At 67.4% G+C, this 20,786-nt stretch carries 19 protein-coding genes; 15 read left to right on the top strand and 4 right to left on the bottom strand.

Features of this window, described 5'->3' with window-relative positions; translation table 11 throughout:
• Window positions 1-6 precede the first annotated feature (6 nt).
• The 6 genes from D892_RS44135 to D892_RS0132830 all read left to right on the top strand — a co-directional run bounded on the left by D892_RS44135 (window position 7) and on the right by D892_RS0132830 (window position 7,106).
• Window positions 7-690 carry a response regulator transcription factor gene (locus tag D892_RS44135; protein WP_198037044.1) on the top strand — a complete coding sequence of 228 codons (684 nt, stop codon included), beginning with the start codon at window positions 7-9 and terminating at the stop codon, window positions 688-690.
• Window positions 691-706: 16 nt separating this feature from the next.
• Window positions 707-2,356 (top strand): AMP-binding protein, encoded by a 1,650-nt coding sequence (locus D892_RS0132850; RefSeq protein WP_051499242.1) that lies wholly within the window; start codon window positions 707-709, stop codon window positions 2,354-2,356.
• A gap of 143 nt (window positions 2,357-2,499) precedes the next feature.
• Window positions 2,500-3,951 (top strand): APC family permease, encoded by a 1,452-nt coding sequence (locus tag D892_RS0132845; protein ID WP_084161853.1) that lies wholly within the window; start codon window positions 2,500-2,502, stop codon window positions 3,949-3,951.
• A gap of 101 nt (window positions 3,952-4,052) precedes the next feature.
• Complete coding sequence (locus D892_RS0132840; RefSeq protein WP_036567630.1) at window positions 4,053-5,198, top strand: acyl-CoA dehydrogenase family protein; 1,146 nt, start codon at window positions 4,053-4,055, stop codon at window positions 5,196-5,198.
• 1 nt (window position 5,199) lies between these two features.
• The gene (locus tag D892_RS0132835; RefSeq protein WP_024805313.1) at window positions 5,200-5,649 is read left to right on the top strand and encodes a PaaI family thioesterase; all 450 of its coding nucleotides are present in this window, start codon (window positions 5,200-5,202) and stop codon (window positions 5,647-5,649) included.
• Window positions 5,646-7,106, top strand: coding sequence for an NAD(P)/FAD-dependent oxidoreductase (locus D892_RS0132830; protein WP_024805312.1), 1,461 nt, complete (start codon window positions 5,646-5,648; stop codon window positions 7,104-7,106). Before D892_RS0132835 ends, D892_RS0132830 begins: the two co-directional genes overlap by 4 nt.
• A 9-nt stretch (window positions 7,107-7,115) precedes the next feature.
• Here D892_RS0132830 and D892_RS0132825 read toward each other — a convergent pair whose 3' ends face one another.
• On the bottom strand, window positions 7,116-7,622 hold the full coding sequence (locus tag D892_RS0132825) for a helix-turn-helix domain-containing protein (RefSeq protein ID WP_024805311.1): 507 nt from the start codon (window positions 7,620-7,622) through the stop codon (window positions 7,116-7,118).
• A gap of 117 nt (window positions 7,623-7,739) precedes the next feature.
• Here D892_RS0132825 and D892_RS0132820 point away from each other — a divergent pair, with 117 nt between their 5' ends.
• Window positions 7,740-8,438 (top strand): nitroreductase, encoded by a 699-nt coding sequence (locus D892_RS0132820; RefSeq protein ID WP_024805310.1) that lies wholly within the window; start codon window positions 7,740-7,742, stop codon window positions 8,436-8,438.
• A gap of 317 nt (window positions 8,439-8,755) precedes the next feature.
• Window positions 8,756-9,043 carry a hypothetical protein gene (locus D892_RS0132815; protein ID WP_024805309.1) on the top strand — a complete coding sequence of 96 codons (288 nt, stop codon included), beginning with the start codon at window positions 8,756-8,758 and terminating at the stop codon, window positions 9,041-9,043.
• A 49-nt stretch (window positions 9,044-9,092) separates the two neighbouring features.
• Here D892_RS0132815 and D892_RS0132810 read toward each other — a convergent pair whose 3' ends face one another.
• The 3 genes from D892_RS0132810 to D892_RS0132800 all read right to left on the bottom strand — a co-directional run bounded on the left by D892_RS0132810 (window position 9,093) and on the right by D892_RS0132800 (window position 13,899).
• Entirely contained in the window at window positions 9,093-12,479 is a 3,387-nt protein-coding gene (locus D892_RS0132810; RefSeq protein ID WP_156959785.1) for a WD40 repeat domain-containing protein, read from the bottom strand.
• 77 nt (window positions 12,480-12,556) lie between these two features.
• A complete protein-coding gene (locus D892_RS0132805) occupies window positions 12,557-13,243 on the bottom strand; it encodes a hypothetical protein (RefSeq protein ID WP_024805307.1) in 687 nt (228 codons plus the stop codon).
• Window positions 13,240-13,899: a sigma-70 family RNA polymerase sigma factor gene (locus D892_RS0132800; RefSeq protein WP_024805306.1), complete on the bottom strand. Its 660-nt coding sequence runs from the start codon at window positions 13,897-13,899 to the stop codon at window positions 13,240-13,242. The genes D892_RS0132805 and D892_RS0132800 overlap by 4 nt, the downstream gene beginning before the upstream one ends.
• 67 nt (window positions 13,900-13,966) lie before the next feature.
• Between D892_RS0132800 and D892_RS49830 the strand changes: the two genes are divergently transcribed.
• The 7 genes from D892_RS49830 to D892_RS0132765 all read left to right on the top strand — a co-directional run bounded on the left by D892_RS49830 (window position 13,967) and on the right by D892_RS0132765 (window position 20,729).
• A complete protein-coding gene (locus D892_RS49830; RefSeq protein ID WP_084161317.1) occupies window positions 13,967-14,518 on the top strand; it encodes a peptidase inhibitor family I36 protein in 552 nt (183 codons plus the stop codon).
• Between the two features lie 12 nt (window positions 14,519-14,530).
• Window positions 14,531-15,241: a hypothetical protein gene (locus D892_RS0132790; protein ID WP_156959783.1), complete on the top strand. Its 711-nt coding sequence runs from the start codon at window positions 14,531-14,533 to the stop codon at window positions 15,239-15,241.
• A 23-nt stretch (window positions 15,242-15,264) separates the two neighbouring features.
• Complete coding sequence (locus D892_RS0132785) at window positions 15,265-16,398, top strand: hypothetical protein (protein WP_156959782.1); 1,134 nt, start codon at window positions 15,265-15,267, stop codon at window positions 16,396-16,398.
• A 158-nt stretch (window positions 16,399-16,556) separates the two neighbouring features.
• Window positions 16,557-18,710: a hypothetical protein gene (locus tag D892_RS0132780; protein ID WP_156959781.1), complete on the top strand. Its 2,154-nt coding sequence runs from the start codon at window positions 16,557-16,559 to the stop codon at window positions 18,708-18,710.
• A 134-nt stretch (window positions 18,711-18,844) separates the two neighbouring features.
• The gene (locus tag D892_RS0132775) at window positions 18,845-19,114 is read left to right on the top strand and encodes a hypothetical protein (RefSeq protein WP_156959780.1); all 270 of its coding nucleotides are present in this window, start codon (window positions 18,845-18,847) and stop codon (window positions 19,112-19,114) included.
• Window positions 19,115-19,336: 222 nt separating this feature from the next.
• On the top strand, window positions 19,337-19,603 hold the full coding sequence (locus tag D892_RS0132770) for a hypothetical protein (RefSeq protein ID WP_024805300.1): 267 nt from the start codon (window positions 19,337-19,339) through the stop codon (window positions 19,601-19,603).
• Window positions 19,604-20,264: 661 nt separating this feature from the next.
• A complete protein-coding gene (locus D892_RS0132765) occupies window positions 20,265-20,729 on the top strand; it encodes a MarR family winged helix-turn-helix transcriptional regulator (RefSeq protein ID WP_024805299.1) in 465 nt (154 codons plus the stop codon).
• The last annotated feature ends 57 nt before the right edge of the window (window positions 20,730-20,786 follow it).

Genomic DNA, 20,786 nt, shown 5'->3' with positions numbered 1-20,786 from the left:
CGGATCGTGAAGTCGACAGCGAACGGGCGGCCGGAGTCCGGCGCGGAGGCGGTGCTCTCCGAGCTGTCGCAGCCGTGCACGGTGGTCATCGCCTCCGATTCGCCCTTCCTCCGGCGAGATTTCGAACATCTCGTGACCGCCGCGGCGGACGTCGTACTCGCGGGGAGCTGCCGCTGGCGGGAGGTGGTCGACCGGTCGGTGCGGTGGCGCCCCGACGTGATCCTGCTGGATGCGTCGGTGGCGCCGTTGCCCGGACTGCCGGAGACGGTGGAGCGGTTACGGTCTCGCGACCGGCCGCCGTTGGTCGTCCTGCTGGTGCAGCAGGGCACGGTTCCGGTGGATGCCGCGTACGTCGACGCGGTACTGGCGGCGGACTCCGGGGCCGACGCGGTCGTCCGGGCGCTCGCGGTGCTCGCCTCCGGGGTCGTCGTCACGACGAGGGCGCCCGGGCGTCACCCCGGATCCGGCGGTCATCCCGAAGTGCGACAGCGGCTTTCGACCCTGACCGAGCGAGAGCGCGAGATTCTGGTGCTCATCGTCGATGGTCTGTCCAACCGTGAGGTGGGGTCCCGGCTGTACATCAGCCCGGACACCGTGAAGGAACATGTCAGCCGCATTCTGGCCAAACTCGAGGTGGCGAGCCGCATCGAAGCGGCCGTCGCCGCGGTGCGGGCGGAGCTGTGGCAGTGAGCGACAGGAACACGATATGACGATCGACAGCCTCCGTGACCGGGCGGGAATCCTTGCCGGCGAGCTGAAAGCCTATGTGCGGCTGGGCCGCAGCGGCGTCCTCGACCCGGCCCGGCCCGGCGCCGTGCTGCGACTGGCCGGCGAGACCAAGCGTTACGGCGCGCAGGCGGCGCTGATCAGGAAGATCGCGCGGGAGCTGCCCGAGGCGACCGCCGTCGTCGACGAACGGGGAGCGCTCACCTACCGCGCGCTCGACGAGCAGTCCGACGCGCTGGCCCAGGCATTGCTGGCTCGCGGGTTCCGGGCCGGCGCGGTGATCGCGGTGCTGGCCCGCGATCACCGCGGGTTGCTGCTGACCATCAGCGCGGCCGGTCGCGCGGGCCTGCGGCTGACCATGCTGAACACCGGATTCGGCGCGCACCAGCTGGTACAGGTGATCGAGCGGGAGGGAGCGCGGGCGGTGCTGCACGACAGCGAGTTCACCGGCGCCCTGACCGCCCTCGCGCCGGATCTGCCCCGCGTTCTCACCTGGACCGACCCGGACCGGGAGTCCGCTGCACCGACCATCGACGATCTCATCGCCGGTGCGGATGCGGCGCCACTGCCCGCACCGCGCCGGCCCGGTGGATTCGTCATCCTGACCAGCGGCACCACCGGCACCCCCAAGGGCGCGCCGCGGGCCACGGTGACGCCGCTGCTGAGCGCGATGCTGGTGGACCGGATTCCGTTCCCGCGCAATGGAACCATCCACATCGCGGCGCCGCTGTTCCACGCCTACCCGTTCGGCATGTGGACGGTGGGGATCGCGCTGGGCAACCGGGTGGTGCTGGCCCGGCGGTTCGACGCCGAGGCGACGGTGCGCGCGCTGGCCGAGCACCGGGCCGAACTGCTGGTGGCGGTGCCGACGATGCTCGAGCGGATCCTCGCCCTCGGCCCGGAATTCCTTCGGCGCCACGACCTCTCGGCCCTGCGCGCGATCGTGGTGGCCGGTTCGGCGCTCGGCCCGCAACTGGCCGCACGGGCACAGGACACCTTCGGCGACATCCTCTACAACCTGTACGGGTCGACCGAGGTCGCCGTCGCCACCGTCGCGCAGCCGGCGGAGCTGCGCCGTGCCCCGGGTACCGCGGGCCGCGCCCCCGTGACCGTGCACGTCGAACTGCGTGACGACGACGGCGCCCGCATCCGCACGCCGAACAGCAAGGGGCGCATCTTCGTCCGCACCGGATCACCCTTCGAGGGATACACCGACGGCGGGCACAAACAGATCATCAACGGCCACATCAGCACCGGCGACGTCGGTCACTTCGACGAGGAGGGCCTGCTGTTCGTCGACGGCCGCGAGGACGACATGATCGTGTCCGGCGGCGAGAACGTCTATCCGCTCGAGGTCGAGCACCTGCTCGCGGGACATCCCGGGGTCGCCGATGTCGCGGTGGTCGGTGTGGACGACCCGGAATTCGGAAAGCGGTTGCGCGCGGTCCTGGTCGTGGCCCCGGGCGCCGGACTGAACCCGGATGCGGTGCGGGAGTATGTGAAAGCCCGCCTCGCCCGCCACAAGGTGCCGCGCGACGTGCTGTTCGTCGACGTGCTGCCGCGCAATGCGACGGGGAAGGTGGTGCGGCGTGCGTTGCAGGAACTCGGTGCGGTGCCGGACCGTGCGTAGCGGCCCCACCGGCCGGTCCGCGCGGGTTCTGTTACCGGTGATCCCAAAGATATGCCGGCACAGCACTTTTCCCTTGAATAGGAATCGCGGCCCCGGCGATGACGCCGAATCGGGTTCCGGTGCGGGAAAGAAAGGTGATCGCGATGGCGACCACGGCTGACGAGGCGATCGGCGAGGGTCAGGAACTGGCGGCGGGCACGGCGGGTCCACTGGACGTCTTCGCGCAGGGACTGGCCGCCGCGGCGCCCAGCATCGCGCTGGCCGGTGTGCCCGCGTCCCTGTTCCTGGTCACCGGGAAGGGGGCGGTCTGGGCCGCGGTGATCGGTGCGGTGGTCGCGCTGCTGATCGCCGTTCTGATCAGCGCGCAGGCGCGGCGCACCGTGTCGTCGGGATCGCTCGGCACGTACGCGGGCAACGGCCTGGGCCCCGGCGTCGGGTTCACCGCGGGATGGGGGCTGATCATCGGCTATGTCGGCTTCTTCTGCGCGGGCGTGGTCGGCGCGGTGCTGTATTTCAGCCTGTTCCTCGGCAAGCTCGGCCTCGACGTGCAGCACACGGGGTGGAAGCTGCTGATTCTGGTGCTCGTCGTCGCGATCGCTACGCTCGTGCCGCTGCGCGGCGTATCGGTCTCGGCGCGGGTCGGGCTCACCTTCGAGGTGCTGTCGCTGGCCGGGATCGGGATCATCATCGTCGCCGCGTACGTCACCCAGGGCGCCCACCTCGACACCGACCAGCTGAGTCCGGTGCACCTGACCCACAGCAGTACCTACATCGCGGCGGTCACCGCGGTGGGCTCCTACGCCGGATTCGAAAGTTCCGCGGCGCTCGGCCAGGAGGCCCGCGACGCCCACCGCAGCGTCGCCCGGGGCGTGCTGCGCCTGGTGCTGATGCTCGCGGTGCTGTATCTGGTGTCGATCTATCCGCAGGTCACCGCGTTCGGCGGGCTGGACCCCGACCGCGCGCCCCTGGCGCAGGTGGCAGCGCACTCCGGGGTCGCCTGGACGGAGTGGGTGATCGGTCTCTCGGTCGGCCTCGCCGCGCTGGTATGGAGTTCGGCGGTGATCAACGCCGGTGCGCGCGGGCTCTACACCCTGGCCCGGGAAGGGGCCCTGCCCGCCGTGCTGGGCCGGGTGCATCCGACCCGGCGCACCCCGAGCGCCGCGATCCTGGTGATCGGTGCGATCGGGCTGGTGACCGGCGTGGCGGCCACCGTCGCCTCGGTAGGACGGGTGCAGTTCGAAACCTATGTGGCGACCCTGTCGAATTGGGGTTTCATCGTCGCGTATCTGCTGGTGGCCGTCGGCACTCCGGTGTGGCTGTATCGGATCCGCGCGCTCGGTGCGCCGATACTCGTGACCGCCGTGGTATCGGTCGCCGCGGTGGGATACGTCATCTATCACAACCTGATTCCAGTTCCGGAGTTTCCGTACAACATTCTGCCGTACATATTCCTCGGGCTATTGGCGGTGGGTGCGGTCCGATATCTCTATCTGCGCCGCCGGCACCCCGAAATCGCGCGCAGAATAAGTACCGTGCAGACGCTGTCTCCCGAGGAACGTGCCAGGCAACAGCAATTGGGTCTGCTTTCGGAATGAATTAGCCCCCCGATCAGGGGGTATGCGTCCGGTTCCCCGGTTCGTAAAGTAATTCTAGAGTTCGATGAAACGCTCGAAATTCACCGGGAGCTGGGGAGCAGATGGCATCAGATCCTTTCGTCACCGAGGAGAGAAAAGCTCTCCGCGACATGGTCCGCGGCTTCGCCGAAAAAGAGATCGCACCCCATATCGATGACTGGGAGCGGGCCGGCTCGATCCCGCTCGAACTGCACCAGAAGGCCGCCGAGCTCGGGCTGCTCGGGCTCGGCTTCGACGAATCGGTCGGAGGCAGCGGCGGAAGCTCGCTCGACTGGTTCGTGATGGCGGAGCAACTCGTGCTGCACGGCCGTTCCAGCGGCCTGCTGATGGGCCTGTTCACCCATCACGTCGCCCTGCACCCGGTGGCCGCCCACGGAACGCCGGACCAGATCGCGAAATTCGTGCGGCCGACGCTGACCGGCGAGAAGGTCGCGTCCCTCGGCGTGACCGAGCCGGACGGCGGCTCGGACGTCGCGAACCTGCGCACCACCGCCCGCCGCGACGGCGACACCTACGTGGTCAACGGCGCCAAGACCTTCATCACCTCGGGCGTGCGCGCCGATTTCGTCGTCGCCGCGGTGCGCACCGGCGAGCCCGGCCACAAGGGAATCTCGCTACTGATCATCGAGAAGGGCGCACCGGGTTTCGAGGTCACCCGGCACCTGGACAAACTGGGCTGGGATTGCTCGGACACCGCGGAACTGTCGTTCGACGATGTCCGGGTGCCCGTCGAGAACCTGGTCGGGACGGAGAACGAGGGTTTCCGCGCGATCATGGCGCTGTTCGAGAGCGAACGGCTCGCGCAGACGGTCATGGCGTACACCACCGCGCAACGCAGTCTCGAGCTGGCCGTGGCGTGGACCCGCGAGCGGTCCACCTTCGGCCGGCCGCTGATCACGCGCCAGCTGGTGCGGCACACGCTCGCCGACATGGCCCGGGCCGTCGAGGTCAGCCGGGAGTTCGCGCACGGCGTGATGATCCGGGCCGATGCCGGGGAGGCGCTGGTGCCGCAGGTGTGCATGGCCAAGAAACAGGCCAGCGACGCGGCACGGTTCGTCGCCGACGCGGCGCTGCAACTGCACGGTGGCGGCGGATATATGCGAGATACCGAGGTGAACAGGCATTTCCGCGATGCCCGGGTGTTCTCGATCGCGGGCGGCACCGACGAGATTCTGGCCGACATCGTGACCAAGTGGATGGGATACTGACATGTCCGGATCGATCGATGTGTCCGCTGTGCGGGCCACGCCCGAGGATTTGACCGCACTCAACGCCCGGGGGTTCGACGGTGTCTTCGGGCTCCGGCTGACCGAGGTGTCGCCCGACCGTGTGCGGGGCGAGTGGACCGTGGAGCCGCTCCAGCACCAGGCCACCGGAGTCCTGCACGGCGGCGTGCACTGCGCGGTCATCGAATCACTGGCCAGCACCGCCGCGTGGACCTGGCTCAACCGCGACGGCGGACCGGGCGGCGTGGGGCTCGGGGTGCACAACAGCACCGACTTCATCCGCCCCGCCACCTCGGGCACGCTGTCCGCGGAAGCAACTCCCGTGCACCGCGGCCGCGGTCAGCAGATCTGGCAGGTGTCGGTGACCGACGAGCAGCATCGGCTCGTCGCCCGCGGCCAGGTGCGGCTGCAGAACGTCGGGGTGGCCTCGTGAGTACCGCGACGGCACCGAGCGTCGCGGTCATCGGCGCCGGCTTCGGCGGCCTGGCCGCCGCGATCGAATTGCAGCGCAACGGAATCGACTACGTCGTCTACGAGCGCGCCGACTCGCTCGGCGGTGTCTGGCACGCCAACCGGTACCCCGGCGTGGCGTGCGATCTGCCGTCCTCCATCTACGCCTACTCCTACGCGCTCGGCACCAGCTGGTCGCGGCGCTTCGCCGGCCAGCCCGAAATCCTCGACTATCTGCGCCACACCGCGGACCGATTCGGCGTCACCGGCCGGATCCGGTTCGGCGCCGAGGTCACCGCGGCCACCTTCGCCGACGACGGCTGGCTGCTCGAGTTCGGCGACGGCACCACTCGGCGCCACGACGCGGTGATCGCCGCGACCGGTGTGCTGTCCCGGCCGAAAATGCCCGAGGTCGAGGGCGTCGGCGAATTCCGCGGTGTAGCACTGCATTCCGCGCAATGGGACGAGTCGGTGGATCTGGCGGGCAAGAAGGTGGTCGTGGTCGGCAACGGTGCCAGCGCGATCCAGCTGGTGCCCGCGATCGTGGACCGGGTCGCCGAACTCACGGTGGTGCAGCGGTCGCCGAACTGGGTGGTGGACCGGCACGATCGGAAGACCACGTGGATCGGACGCACGCTGGCGCGGGTGCCGGGATTTCCCCAGGCGCAACACCGTTTGACCTTTCTCTGGAACGAGCACCGCGCGCCGCTGATCTTCCGCAGCCTGGATCCCGTCCGGGCCGTGGTGCAGGCCTGGGTGAAGCTGAAGATCCGGCGCCAGATCCGCGATCCGGAACTACGCAAGACCGTGACTCCGGACTATCCGGCCTTCTGTAACCGCTTGCTGATCTCCGACGAGTGGTACCCGGCGCTGGACCGGTCGCACGTGTCGGTGTACCGGCAGGGCCTCGGCCGGGTCACCCCGGAGGGCGTGACACTCGACGACGGGCGCGCGGTGCCGGCCGACGTGATCATCTGGTGCACCGGATTCCGCACCGAGGAGTATCTGGCCCCGATCGATATCACCGGGCGGGACGGCCGGAAGCTGCACGCCGAGTGGAAATCCGGGCCGCAGGCGTACCTCGGTGTCGCGGTGTCCGGCTTCCCGAATCTGTTCATGATCTCCGGGCCGGGAACCGGTGGTACGACGACGAATTCGTTCGTCTACATCCTGGAGCGCCAGGCCCGGTACGTCCGCAAGGCGCTGCAGCACCTCGGGACCGCGGGCGGCTGGCTGGATGTGCTGCCCGAGGTGCAGCGGCGGCACAACAGCTGGCGGCGGGAGCGGTTGTCGAAGACGGTGTACTCGGGCAGCTGCCCCGGCTGGTACACGACCAGCGACGGCAGCGCCGCGCCGATCTGGCCCGGCTCGCACCTGTCCTACGGCCGCGCCACCCGGACGTTCGAGCCGGGCGAGTACGCCCGCGGCGGCACGGGCTGAGCGTGAATTTCAGGCGCTCCTCGCGGGTGGCGCGGTGTCCTGGCGCCGCCCGCCCGCGAAGGTCGGTATCGCGGTCATGCCCGGGCCGGGCGCCGGCGCGATATCGCGCGCGGTGACCGGTTCGCCGCAGACATCGCAGGCCAGCGTCACGTGCGCCTCGCCGCCGCAATCCCGATGCCGGAAGTGCACGGGCGGTCCGTCGGGCGCCATGTAGCGATCACCCCAGTCGCGGAAGGCCATCAGGATCGGGTAGAGATCGTGGCCCTTCGGGGTGATGCGGTACTCGTCGTAGAGGCCGTCCGCGGTTTTGCACCGGGTCAGCAGATCGTGCTCGACGAGCCGATCCAGCCGATCCTGCAACCTGCCCCGCGGGATGCCGATCGCGGCGTGGAACGCGTTGAAGCGGCGGACCCCGGTGAAGGCCGTCTTGAGCACCAGGAGGGTCCACCGGTCCCCGAGGACCACGAGCGGCCGGGTGATCGAGCAGGGGTAATCGGCGAGGTCTTCGTAGCGCACGTCATCCATGGTACGGATGCCGCACTCTTGCGGTTCCAAAATGTGACTACCGGTGTTAGAGTCCAGTTACAAAATGAGACTGCCGTCAGCGATAAACCTGATGCGAGGGGCCTTTCCATGACTTCGACCGATGTGCGCACCGACCAGTACGAGACCCTGAGCGCGATCTTGGGCGAGCGGTGGGCGTGCCGTCAGTTCCTGCCCGATCAGGTGCCCCACGAGGTGATAGAGCGGGTGCTGGCGCTGGCGCAGCGCACTCCGTCGTGGTCGAACACCCAGCCCTGGCAGGTGATCGTCACCGAGGGTGACGCCACCGACCGGTTCCGAGCGGCACTGGTCGAGCACGTCCGCTCCGGCGCGCCCGTCGCTCCCGATCTCGCCCATCCGGCGGGTTTCACCGGGCCCTACCGGCAACGCCGCAAGGATTCGGGCCTGCAGCTGTACGGCAGCCTGGGGATCGGCAAGGGGGACACGGAAGCGGCGTTGCGTCAGCTCGCCCGCAATTTCGAGTTCTTCGGCGCACCGCACGTCGCGATCGTCTCGACCGACGGCGAACTCGGCACCTATGGAGCCATCGACACCGGGCTCTACATCAACACCGTGCTGCTGGCCGCGCACACGCTGGGGCTTGCCTCGATCCCGCAGGCGTCGGTGGCCGGGTACGCGCCGTTCATCCGGGAGTACTTCGCACTGCCCGAGTCCCGCAGGCTGGTCGCCGCGATCTCGTTCGGCTACCCCGATACGACGCATCCGGCGAACGGATTCCGCACCGGCCGGGCGGATCTGGACGAGATCGTGACCTGGAAGTCGGCCTGATGGCCACGAGGGGAGGGCCCGGTACGGCACTGTCGGTCATCGAGCACGTGCTTGCCGAGCCGATACCGGACGGTCCCGCGCTGGACCGTCTCGTCGGGGAGGCGATGGGACCATTCGTGCCGGATTTGACGCCGCGGTTCGTCCCGGGAGCTCGTGCGGTCTGTATTCTCGCCGCGCTCACGACCACGGTGCTGCTGGCCGTATCCGGTCTGAACTCTTTGTCGCGAGTGAGGAATTCCCAGCCTGGATCGTCGGCCGCGGCGCCGAACCGCGGCCGATAACCAGTCGCCAGGAGGCGGCCCGCGGCTGCGGTCGACATGCATGTCCAGGACGCCGCCCCACCCCGCCGTACCGCCGGGCGCGTCGCCGGCAGCATCGCCTTGATCCTTGTTGCGCTCGTCTTGTTGACCGGCGGAATCCAGGCGATTGTCGACCCGACCGACGTCGTCGCCGGTTCTTCGGGCTCCGGGCGCAGCCCGGACACCGACGCCGAGGCACAGTTCAGCGGCCTGCTGCTGTGTTTCTTCGGGATCACCGTGCTGGGGTTCGGCGTTCTGCTGTTCAAGAAGCCCTCTTCGGACACGTCATCCAGCAGCGAGGGTTGACTCACACACCCAAGGACGTTCGGTGCGACAGCTACCAGCCTGGCATCAGCTATCTTCGCGTGGTGCACGGGGCGGTGTACTGCGTTCCGGGCAGGTACTGGTTCCATTCGTCGGTAGTGATCGGTGTTGTGCCGGTGACGCAGATTCGCTCGGCTTCTGCGGCTGCGTCGGCGCGCCATCGGCGCAGTGTCCCATCGAGTGATGTCTCGATGAGTCGCCGTCCACCTTCCTCGAAGGCTACCGCGAACACGGTTGCGCGTGGCGCGTTACTGGTCAGCGTGGCGTATGTGCTGGGGCGGTGCGAGTCGGTGACGTCCCAGAGGTGAACACCGTCGTCGGCGGCCACGGCGAGGCGGGTGCCGTCCTGATCGAAGGCGGCCGACGCGGCGCCTGGGGCGGTGAGGACCACGGGCTGCCGATCGGACTCGGGGTTTGCCAGATCGTAGATGCTCACCTGGTTGAGGGTGGCCACGGCCAGGGTGCGTCGCGGGCTCATCGCCAGCGTCAAGATGTGTCCGCGTTTGTCGAGGTCATCGAGTTCTACGAGGCGCTGTCCGGGGTTCGGGCCGGTGAGGTCGTGAATGGTTACCGCGTGAGTATCGACGCTTCCGACGGCCAGCAGGCCGCCACCGACAGCAATCGAGGTAGGGAATCCTTCGGCGTGGGGGACGGTGAGTGTCCGGGCTGGTAGGTCGCCCGACACATCCCAGAACTCGACGGCCAGTCTGAGACCGCTGCCGAGCACCAGACGCCCGTCGGGAGCGAATGCGATGGCCTCCGGGGCGGTGCCGAAATAGCCATCGATGGGTGGGCCGAGTTTCGTTGGGGCGGAGGGATTTGCGATGTTCCATACCTGAACTCCGGCTGGATCGACGGTCGCGGCGCGGGTCCGGTCGGGCGAGATTGCGATGCTGGTGAGCAGTCGCCGGTCACCGTCACGCCAGCCCGGCGGTGTCTCGGGGCTCAGTGTCCGCAGCCGTGGAAGCAGTTCGGCGGCCTGACCGCCGGGGGGTATGTCGCCCTGGTCGGGAGGTAACCGGAAGATCGTCTGCTGCGCCGTCCTGGCGGTAGGGCCGGGCACATCGAAGATATAGGTCGAGTGGTCGGCGCCGACCGTTGCCAGCGACCGCCCTCCGCGCAGGAATCGGGCACGAAATGGGTATGGATTCGCCAGCGCGGTCAGCTCCTCGCCGCGGTCGAGGTCCCAGAGCCAGGTCTTTTCATCGTCGTCGATGAACGCCAGATACCGATTGTCCGCGCTGATCGTCAGGTCGAGAATCCGGATGCCGTGGCCCGGAACCGATTCGAGCGGCTCGGGATGCGAGAGGTCGGTGCCGATATGCCATCGGAGTATTTCGGGTGGTTGCACCGAGGCGGCCAGGGTCGCGCCGTCCGGGCTGAGGGTAATCGCCTCGCACACCGCCCCGCCTGCCCGTTCCACTTGCTGGTCGTACACCGGTCGCTGGTCCACCGCCAATGTCGTTGTATCCCAGAGCCGGACGGTGGCGGTCACGGGCGGTTGCCCTGGCCGGTTGTGGGTCTCGCAGGTCGCGAGCATCCGGTTGCCGACCGCAACACGTATCGCGCCCGAACCCGCGATCATGATCGGGGGCAGGGCCGTTGGGCGACCGTCGGTGCCGAGGTGCCAGGCGAGGACTGCACCGTCTTGGGTGCCGATGGCGAGTTGACTGCTGTCGGGGCTGAATCCGACGCTCCGGGGAGTATGTCCTCTGGTAGCAAGGTCGGCGGCGCGCCGAGGCGAGTCGAGGTCGGAGATATCCCACAGCGCGCTGCTGTCCTGGCCGGCGACCAGCAGCCATTGCTGGTCGCCGCTGATGGCCAGGCCGAGGACGGGGCCGCCGCCGGTGGGGAAGCGCGGCGAAGAGTGCACGCGGCTGTCGGTAAGGCGGGTCAGCTGCACCGTTGCGTTCTTCTCACCGGTTGCCAGCAGGTCGCCGTCGGGGGCGGTCGCCAGTTGGGTGAAGCGGTCGATGTAGGAGGTGAGGCCCTGCGCCGCCGCGGTGCTGGGGGTGATGCGGAGCGGTGTACTGGTTGCGGTGGTGTCGAGGAGGGCCGATCGCGCGTCTGTGGTGTCGTGGGTGCGGTAGGCGGCGAGTGCGAGTTGCTGGGCGATGGCGGGATCGCGGTCGCGCAGATAGTGCGACACGCTGGCGTAGAGCTGGGAGTGTCCCTCGGCGGTCGCGCGCGCGTGTTCGGTGCGCATTCGCGCGAATTGGGTGGCCGTGCCGGTCACGCTGGCCGCGACGAGGACGGCGACGAGTGCCGCCGCCCAGAGTTTGTGGTTGGTGCGGGTGCGGCTGCGGCGGATGGCGTCGGTCACCGTCGCGGCGGCGCTGATGCGGCCGGTGTAGCCGGGTGGGGCCAGGCTCACTGCCTCGTCACGGGCGTCGGCCGCGACGATGACGCGCAGTGAGTGGTGTTGTGCCGCTGTGATTTTGTCCGCGTATCCGGTCACCGGTGTGAGAGCCAGGCCCGATAACCCGGCAGTGACGGCACAGGTCTGGTCGAGTCGCCGGGGACGCAGGTGACGCAGTCGTGGGTGGCGCGGCGCCAGGTCGTCGAGCGCGACCGCGACCGCGGCGGCCATCGAGCCGCCGCTGATCTGGTTAGCGGGGGCGCCGCGGTCGACGGTGACCGACCACAGCACGCACGCGTCGGAGTCGGCGAGGCGGCTGGTGCTCCAAGCTTGCCGCAGCCCCTCGATGAAGTCCTCGTCGGCCTGCAGGAACCCCATCCGGGCGGGGTCGGGATGCAGACCGCTGGGACCGCCGCGGACCTGCTGCAGGTGCAGGGTGCCGGCCTCGCCGCCGCGGCCGTTGCTGTCGTAGGTCGCGAACAGGACCGGGATGTGGGTGGCACGCAGGTGTGCCGGGCGGCGGTCGGCGAGTTCGAGGGCGAGGAGGATGCCGTATCCGCGCGGGGGCCGGGATCCCTGTCCGAGCAGATGCAGGATGACGGCGCGTCCTGGGTCGCTGTGGCTGGTCACCGAGGTTCCCGCGGGCAGCAACTGGGTGCCGACCGAATGCAGTCCGGCACGATCGGCGTGCGCCAGAAACGTCGCACACCCGTCGCCGACGTCGATCGCCCCGCTCAGCGCGCCTGCCATCGCGGCCATGGCATATGCCGCGGACAGGTCGGCACCGGCCGGGCGGTTTGGTGCGTCCGGCTGTTCGCCCTCCTCCTCGAGTAGCGCGTCGACGTCCACGGCGCCGTCGGGACGACGTGGCGGACGTTTCCACGTGGTACGCGACAGCCGCGCCAGTACTCGTGTCGCGCGATGGTCGGTGAGGAGTTCGCGGGTAGCGTCGGGTCCGGCCGCTACCGCGTCACGGCAGGTGGAAAGCCACAATTGCGGTGCGCCGGTGAGTGTTTCCAGCAGCGCCTCGTCACGCTGGGCGCGCGAACCGTCGGTCACATTACTTCCCATCTCGTTTCACACGAGGGCGACACTGCGACCTCGATATGAGGAGCCGCCCGAGCGGGTGTCGCACGTCAGTGCAGTCCGTCGATGATCGCGGACCGTACGGGGTGATCGGCCGGGAGGTGTTTGGCGATGCGGCGCCAGGCGTTGCGGCCCGGGGTCGGTGAGGTCCGCACCGCCTCGGTGACGGCGCGCGTGTGGTCGTCCGACAGCGCCGACACCGCGGTGACAGCGATTTCGAGATCGTCGGACATCGTGACGGCCGGGGTGATGATCTGCCCGACGAGGTCACCGTTCTCGTCGGCGTACAGCACGACCAGCAACTCGGTGCGGCCGGTCCCGCTGCCGATCTGCACGCGCACCACATCCCCCGCGGATACCAGATCACCGAACGCCGTGACAGCAATCGAGGTTTCGTGCCCGCCCGTCGCGGACCTGACGAACTCGATCCCGAGTTCCTGATCGACAACCCGCTGCACAGGCCCGGCCATGCTGGATGCCGCCGCCCGCACCTGTTCGGTCCATCCGGGCACCGCCAGCACCGCCGCCCGGCGTGGGCCGATCGGTGTGACGGTCGCCAGGGCCGAATCCGCTCCGGCGCGTGCCCACTGCCGGGTGAGCCGGTCGGCGATCCGCTGCCCTGCCGCCACGCTCTCGGCGTCGTACGGTTCGGCATCGCCGGTGTCGAGCGCCGCCAGCAGGTCGTCGAGGTCCAGCGGCGCCCGGGCGTCGCGTGGATCGCGATCGTCTGAAGTCATGATTCGATTCCCTTCGCATTCGATCCCGTTCCTGGGGCGAGGAGCTGTCGCAGTACTGGTGTCCCTTGCGCGCGCAGGCGTCGGACCTTGGATTGGCTCATCCCCAGCAGGGCGGCGACCTCGCCGATGGTGCGGACGTCGTAACCGGCCTCGTGAGTCGGGATCACGAACGTGGCCTTCAATACCGCCCGGGTTTCCGGGTCGGGCACCGTGTCGAGGGCACAGACCAGCTCCTCACGGAGAATGAACCGCTCCCGGTCGTCCGTGGCCGCGGTGTTGTCGAGATGGGCGACCGCGATGTCGAAGTCGACTCGTTGTCCTGGAGTTCTCTTGGCTGCCAGTCGATCTCGTCGCAGATCCCGCACTCGCCACCGCACCCGCTGCAACAGCACCGCCCGCCAATGCCGGACACGCTGGCGCGGCAACGGCAAGGTCAGCGCCACGATGACGTCCTGTGCGACATCTTCGAAACTGTCGCGCATATCGGGATCGGCATCGCCGAGCGCAAACCGAGCCTTCTGCGCCGCGTAGGTGGTGGCTTCGGCGAGGCCGACTCCGACGGCGTACTCGAATACGGCATGCCGCAGTCCGGCAGGTACTTCGGTGATCGGCCTGCCCAACCATTGGTCGAGCGGATCCTGCGCGGCGGTACTCACGTGGGGATCCCTCCTGATGTGACTCGGCTGCCGTGCCGCGCGGGTGACCATCGGCACGGGGGTTGCCATGGAACCTACGGGGCGGCGGCCCGACAGCGCTATGCAGGCGATCCGAGCGACCTCCCGGGAACAGAGACGCGAAAACTGTCGTGGACGGTTCGCCCGCGAACCCCGCAGTCACAAACCGCTCCACTGTGGGTGTCGACACCCGACAACGCGACGCGACCAGGAGCAGCGAACCATGAGAACAGCAGGGGCAAGTGGCCGAAAAGGAAGGCCGGCGCGAATCGCCGTTGCCGCGGCCGTCGCCGCGGTCTGGGCGACAACACTGTCGACCGACTCCGCTCACGCGGTTATTCCCCCGATCGAATGCCCGGACCGCGCGTTGTGCTGGTACGAAGACACCGACTACTCCGGTACCGAACACGCCGACGCACCCGTACCGGCGGTGTGCCTGCACATATTCAGAGGCGCGAGGTCGGTATGGAACCGCAGCAGCGAACGACAGCGGTTCTGGAACAGCGAGGACTGCATGGGAAGCGGTATCACCGTGGAGCCGGGGCAGTACTATTCGGATCTCGGATATACGTCGTACTCGATTAGCGCTTCGGCTTTCTAGCAGGGAGCGAAGTTGTCATTCGAACCACCGGAGCATGAACACATCGACCTTGACAACGTATTCGGCACACGCAGGGCGACAGGCTGGGATTTCTGGAAGGCATCGGCCTACATGGGGCGAGCGGCCGCAGCTCTACAGCATTTTGCGCTAGCTGGATCGACTATTTCGTTACGCCTTTTTTCAATCTACCTGAATAATCGGGAAAGAGGACTTGTCGTATCGCTGAAAGCACGCGAGGTCGACGAGGTGCTGTCGGTCGACAAGGCACGGAACGCAATCCATGACTGTCTCGAGGAGATCATCGGGACTGTGCGTGTCCTGGCTCAGGATCCGAGAAATCTGAACACGGTTCATTCGGTGCGAATGAAGGACTGGAAAGTAGTCGAAAAGGCGCCCACTGCCGAATGGCCGTCGGATCCGATAGCCGCCGACGTGGCTACGTCACTGGGTGACTACTCCCTCGGTGTCGGCGCAGAGGTCATCATCAAGAAACATGAGGGCGGGCCCCAACTCGAGGCCAGGATAACTTTCTGTGTGTTCATCCACGATGTGTACAAGTATCACGATTACGACGACCCGAATGACGCGCCGGGGAAGAACAAGACATATACCCGCGGCCTGCTGGAACTCGAGGAGTACGGCATGGCGAGAAGGTTCAAGACAATCGGAGATACCAGGCACCTCCTCGGGGATCCATGGTCCGTGCGGAATGTGCTGATCTAAAAGCCCAACTTTCAGGAGCTCGGATGACTTCTTTCTCGACCGACCTGGACAAGCTCCATGGTTTGGAACTCGATCTCGCCGATGCCGCAGGCAATCTGACTGTGAACGCGAACCGGCTCGCACACGCCGTGACACTCCAGGACGCTTATCGTGGGGATCTGCTGTCCACAGTGGAGGCGGCATTGGATGCATTCGCGTCACAGTATTTCGCAGATATTCGAGTGAACAGTGACTCGATTCGATATATCGGCACTTCCTCGGGTCGTGCAGCGCGATCTTATGACGGACACGAGGAAGGCAATGCGGCTATGCTGAGCGCCGTCGGCTACGATTCGAGATTCGCCTCCGCGGCACCGGATCCTGTTCCACAGAGTATCGGCTCACAACGTTATTCGGATATCCAGCTTCCTTCTTTGCAGTCGGAGCAGCCCGAGTCGTTCGAACTACGCAAACTGATCTCCGAGTGCGCCGAGGTGATCGGCGCAATGGAAGACGCATTGAGCCAATCGGTAGGACTGCGGCCGGTCGCCGACTACCTCGATCCACTACGTGCCGACTGGGAGATTCTACGTACTGTCGGGATCGCCATTCGCCGGCTGGGCACCAATGACTATGTGGCCGGCGAGAATCTGGCAGGAACCACCCGATGGATCGGAGAGACCTGGTCGGGTGCCGCGGCCCGCTCGTTTCACGAGGCGATGCTGCCACTACAGCAGAGCCTCCTCGGCCGCAGCGAATACGCCGACCGAGTCGGTCTCCTCGTGGAACGAGCGGGAGAATTTCTCGAACGGGTCGTTCTCAACCAGGCGATGTCGCTGTACGGCGGGCTGATGAAGCCGACTACGCGGCATGCGGGTACCTTCCCGCTGGGCATCTGGGCGACAACCGAGTACGGCAGTCTCGCCGGAGACGACTGTGCGGCCGAAATCGACGCGATTCGGCGTGGTGCGGATCAGCGACAAGCGTCGATAGACGATGCCCTGACACGGATCCGCTCCGCACTCGACTACGACCCGCAAAAGCCCGTGGCGGATATCAGCACTTCTTTCGAGCTTCCGGCCAGGGTTCTGGTCGATCAAGGCGCTTTGCGATTCGGGTTCGATGACGCCGTCTGGGTTCAATGCGCGTCACCCGAGTTTCGAGTAGACGCCTCGTGAGGGCGGATGACACGGATTACGAGACCCAGATGAATCGACGAATCAGGAGCGTTGTCGGCGCGCTTCTCCTGCTGACCGCCGTCCTGCTACCGGTCTCGTGCGCAGGGCCGCAACCGACCCGCGAAGCGAATCCTGTTCCGCAACTGGACGTTGAGCAGGTGCAGGTTCCGCAATGGATGCGGCGCAGTCAACCCGTGGTCGACGCGGACGTGATCATCGCGGGCGAGGCGGGGCTGCCGTGGATCACCGGAGGCAGTGTGGCACAACCGGGTTCGGGTGCTGCGCCGACCGTGTGGCTGTCCGACGACGCCGGCACCTGGATACGGACACCGGTGGCGCCGGACTTCACCGGCTCGTTCACCGGCGTGTTGCGGGGAGGGCGCGAACTGGTAGCCCTCGCCGGTGTCGTGTGGTCGGGCGGAGTATTGGCCAGCAGGCTCTGGACATCCGCGGACCGCAGACATTGGACGGAAGTACCGCTCCTCGACGACTTCGCCGAGCAATATCGGATCACCGACGCCTATGTGGCGGGAAAGACAATCGTCCTGGCCGGTACGGACAGTCGCGGCGCGGCCCGAGCACTCCGGCTGGACCACGACGGCGCCAACGCGTCCCTTATCGAGTTACCGCGGCCCGGAGACGACGATGTGCTCAACGTGAAAAGAATTCTGGGAGAAGGGAACTCGCTGGTTCTGGTGGCCTCGCCCGGACCCGAAGGGGCGTCTGCGGCGACGGTGAGCTACCGGTCGATCGACAGCGGGAAGACCTGGAGCGCCCCGGCAACGATTGCCGATCGGGGCGGTTATGTCGGTGGCGCGGTCTGGACCGGCAGCGAATATGTCGCCACCGGCGCGGTCCGTCGCGACACCTCCCCGGCCGCACCGCTGATACCGGCCGCCTGGGCTTCACATGAGGGCTCCGCGTGGCGGCTGGAGCCGGTGCCGGCGCCTCCGTCGGACAGTCGTTTCCGTACCGACGGTTCGCTGTCCACGTGGCTCGACGTGCCGACCGTGCGTGATGGCGTGGTGGCCGTCATCGCCGCGGGCCAGACCGCGCCGGGTAGCGCCGTGTTCCGCCGCGGTCCCGACCGCGGGTGGAGCTACCTCGGCGAAACCACGGTCAACTCCGGCCTCGGGGTCGGCGGCGCCGCGATTGCGGTGAACGACGACACGGTCACGGCCGTCCTCAGCTCGGGAGAAGCCCGCTTCGGGCGTTCGACAGGGAGCACGTGGACCGACGGGCAGACCCTGAGCACGCACGATGATGTCTTCGACACGACCGCCCCGCTGGCATCGCAGCAGGCTCTGCTGTTCACTCAGCGACGGGTGTTCACCCCCCGCGCGGACTGGGGCTACATCAGTTCGGCCGAAGGCCGACTCGTCCACATGACAGGAAACCGGCTCGAGCAACGCAACTGGGATCCTCCGGACGCCGCAGGCCTGGTGAACACGAAGGTGGTGTCGGCCGAGGGCGGTGCCACGGTCACCGTCGGAATCGAGTTCGCCGCGGATCGGAACATAGCCCGAGGCTGGTATCGGCCGAACCCCGACGCGCCCTGGCAGACGATTCAGGGATTCGATACGACCGGGTCGACAGCGATCAACTCTGTGCGCAAGACCGGCTCGATCTGGACCGCCGTCGGCACGTATCGTGCGAGTACGGATCTGGAATCCTCGGAGCACGCTGCGGTGTGGACATCAAGCAACGGCCAGGACTGGGTCCGAGAAGTCGGCGAGTTCGGTGGCGGACCGCTACGAACCAGCCTCACCGACGTCTGCGCATTGCCGGACGGGACATCCCTGGGCGTCGGCTGGGCAGAAGTCTCCAACAGCAGCAGATACCAGCCTGCCGTGTGGCGGTCGCAGCCCACAGGGTGGCACCGTGTCCACCTCGGTGCGCTCGCCGAGGGCGACGGGAGCATCGGCGGCTGCGCGGTCTCGGGAGCAAGCGTTGTTGTCAACGCACGAACCGAGGGACGAAATGTCATGCTGCGTTCGGATAACGGGACCGACTGGACCGAGGTCGCGCGCGCGGAACCAGGCCGAACCATCGGGGCACCCGTCGCGGTTCCCGGCGGATTCGCCGCTACCGGATCATGGTCGGACCGCACACACACCGGCCCGGCACTATGGCTGTCCGCGGACGGAATCACCTGGACACCACGCCGCGTACCGAGTGTCCAGAACGGTTCGACCACCACAGTCTCCGTCCTTGGCGACGATCTGCTGGTCACGATGGACCCCCTGATAGGCGACCCCGTCATGCTCATCCGTCACAGCGCCAGAGTCGTCGCCGACGCGAGCACACGATGAACACCGCCGCAGCAGAACCTCCCCGCGTCGGGTATTGCCAGGCGAACCGAAAGCGGACCGATTTGCGTCTCTGTCACCGGATCGTTCAGCCGATCACAGAGCCCGTCCGACACAACCCGAAAGGATCATCACAGATGTCGAACACGAATGCCCGCACGACCGCTGTCCTTCGCGTTACGGCGCCGGCAATCCTCACTGTTGCAATAGGCCTGGCAATGCCCGTCACGGCGGCGGCCTACCCGGGCGAGTTGGTGCACGAGGGACCGTACCCGAGCCGCGAATTGTGCCAGCAGGGTCACGACCACGCGTGGCCGCTGAAAGCGGTGAGTGAGTGCCGCGAAGGAAACTTCGACAACAAGGGGTACGGCTGGTATTTCGACTACACCCAGCCAGCCGGGGCCTGAATCAGAGGCGGCCACGATCCCCGAGTTGCCGGCAGCCCGCGCATGCAGCCATGCGTGGGGCGCACCCGCAGGGGGCGCGCCGGGAATGGCAGTCCGATACGTGGGCGGGACCGCTGCCTCTTTCTTGCTGCTCGGCGCCGGGAATCGTCGTCGCGTGGCTCTGGTACGCGCGCCGCGGCGCCAGACGCGGTGCGCCGCACGGCACCGGCTGCAGAGCATGAGATGCTCTGGCCGCGACGCCCTCGGCGTAGGCGCGCCGCCGGTTCACCCTACGGCCGCAACCTGATCCGGCTCGGCTACACCGCCGAACAGGTCACCACGGTCATCGACGCCATCATCGCCTACGGCGACGAATCGGCCATCGCCACCCGCCTGCGCAAACACCTCACCGCAGGAGCCGACCACATCCTGATCAACCCCGTCGCCCCCGATCTGCCCGCCACCGTCGACCTCATCGAACGCCTGGCCCCCGCCGTTCTCCACGTCTGAAACCGGACGCCACCGGCTTCCCATGCTCCACGCCTGTGCACACGGATACCGAAACCGGCCAAACGCGTTGTACGAGGCTTTGCATGACTATCGTTTCGGTGCCGAGCAGCCGCCGCGGCGGCGCGGTGATTGCCGTCAGCCCCCACTGCTCAAGCGCTTGCTTGGGCGCAAGCTCGGTGTCGACCGTTTGTCGACAATCGTGTTCACCGGGTGTCACTCACAGGACGATTCTTGCAACAGGATCGCCGGACCGGGGCCCGAAATCCACCCTCCGACCACAACTTCGGCGGCACCACACACTGACAAAATCATGCTTCGGCATCGCCGGATCGGACCGGCCTCACGGGGACCTCACATCGAGGGTAATCGAGGGCACGGTTCTTCGGATCATCGAGATTCGAAAGCGCGGCGGTTGGGTCGGCTGTGGCCGGGATCTGCTCTGTGACCAGCGTTGATGGTTGTGGTCGCGATACCGGTGTTTCCCCGGCAGTGTTGCGGTGCGCGCTGCGATCCAGCGAACGATTTGCTTGACCGTTGTTAACCTTCAGCGACGCAAAGACATTCGCCCGCAAGCTCGTTTCCGCTGGAAGGAGGTACTACGCGATGCCTGCCGCCGCTCGGTACCTCGCACCCGTAGACCCTCGAAGGGGAGACCGCGCTCATGGCTGTTCCCGCGACCACCCGATCGGGCGAGCGGCTGCTGACCGAACTCGAGCGGATGCAGGTCGCGCTCATCCAGGCCGCGCGGCAACTTCGGCTGATCGATCGCGCGGGCATCAATCCGTCCGCCCGGAGCGCGTTGGCCGCGATCGTCAAATACGGGCCGCTGTCGATGAGCGACTTGGCCGCGCACGAAGGTGTGGATCCCGCGAGCGTGTCACGAACCGTCCGCAAACTCGAGGAGGCGGGCAGTATCGCGCGCCGCACGGCGGAATCGGACGCGCGGGTGAACCTGATCGAGGTCACGGAGTCGGGCCGGAGGCTGTTCTTTCGCAGCCGGCGCGAACTGACCCAGGTGGTGCTCGACAAGGTCGCGGCACTCCCGCCGGATCAGATCGAGGCGATCGTCGCGGCGAGCGAGGGTCTGGAACTGCTGATTGCGGCGACCGCGCCGAAGCCGGTCTGACGGACCTCGCCCGTCGTCGGCCCTGTAGCTGAACAACGGTGATCACGGGGACATCTC

Origin of the sequence: Nocardia sp. BMG51109, assembly GCF_000526215.1 — a bacterium.
In the GTDB taxonomy this organism is placed as follows: Bacteria; Actinomycetota; Actinomycetes; order Mycobacteriales; family Mycobacteriaceae; genus Nocardia.
The sequence above is the reverse complement of the archived record's forward strand: the minus strand, read 5'-3'. Positions and strand labels throughout refer to the sequence as shown.

Coding starts and splice junctions, on each gene's coding strand:
- D892_RS0132850 (WP_051499242.1), top strand. CDS start 707: ATGACGATCGACAGCCTCCGTGACCGGGCGGGAATCCTTGCCGGCGAG.
- D892_RS0132845 (WP_084161853.1), top strand. CDS start 2,500: ATGGCGACCACGGCTGACGAGGCGATCGGCGAGGGTCAGGAACTGGCG.
- D892_RS0132840 (WP_036567630.1), top strand. CDS start 4,053: ATGGCATCAGATCCTTTCGTCACCGAGGAGAGAAAAGCTCTCCGCGAC.
- D892_RS0132835 (WP_024805313.1), top strand. CDS start 5,200: ATGTCCGGATCGATCGATGTGTCCGCTGTGCGGGCCACGCCCGAGGAT.
- D892_RS0132820 (WP_024805310.1), top strand. CDS start 7,740: ATGACTTCGACCGATGTGCGCACCGACCAGTACGAGACCCTGAGCGCG.
- D892_RS0132815 (WP_024805309.1), top strand. CDS start 8,756: ATGCATGTCCAGGACGCCGCCCCACCCCGCCGTACCGCCGGGCGCGTC.
- D892_RS0132805 (WP_024805307.1), bottom strand. CDS start 13,243: ATGACTTCAGACGATCGCGATCCACGCGACGCCCGGGCGCCGCTGGAC.
- D892_RS49830 (WP_084161317.1), top strand. CDS start 13,967: ATGGAACCTACGGGGCGGCGGCCCGACAGCGCTATGCAGGCGATCCGA.
- D892_RS0132785 (WP_156959782.1), top strand. CDS start 15,265: ATGACTTCTTTCTCGACCGACCTGGACAAGCTCCATGGTTTGGAACTC.
- D892_RS0132775 (WP_156959780.1), top strand. CDS start 18,845: ATGTCGAACACGAATGCCCGCACGACCGCTGTCCTTCGCGTTACGGCG.
- D892_RS0132770 (WP_024805300.1), top strand. CDS start 19,337: ATGCTCTGGCCGCGACGCCCTCGGCGTAGGCGCGCCGCCGGTTCACCC.
- D892_RS0132765 (WP_024805299.1), top strand. CDS start 20,265: ATGGCTGTTCCCGCGACCACCCGATCGGGCGAGCGGCTGCTGACCGAA.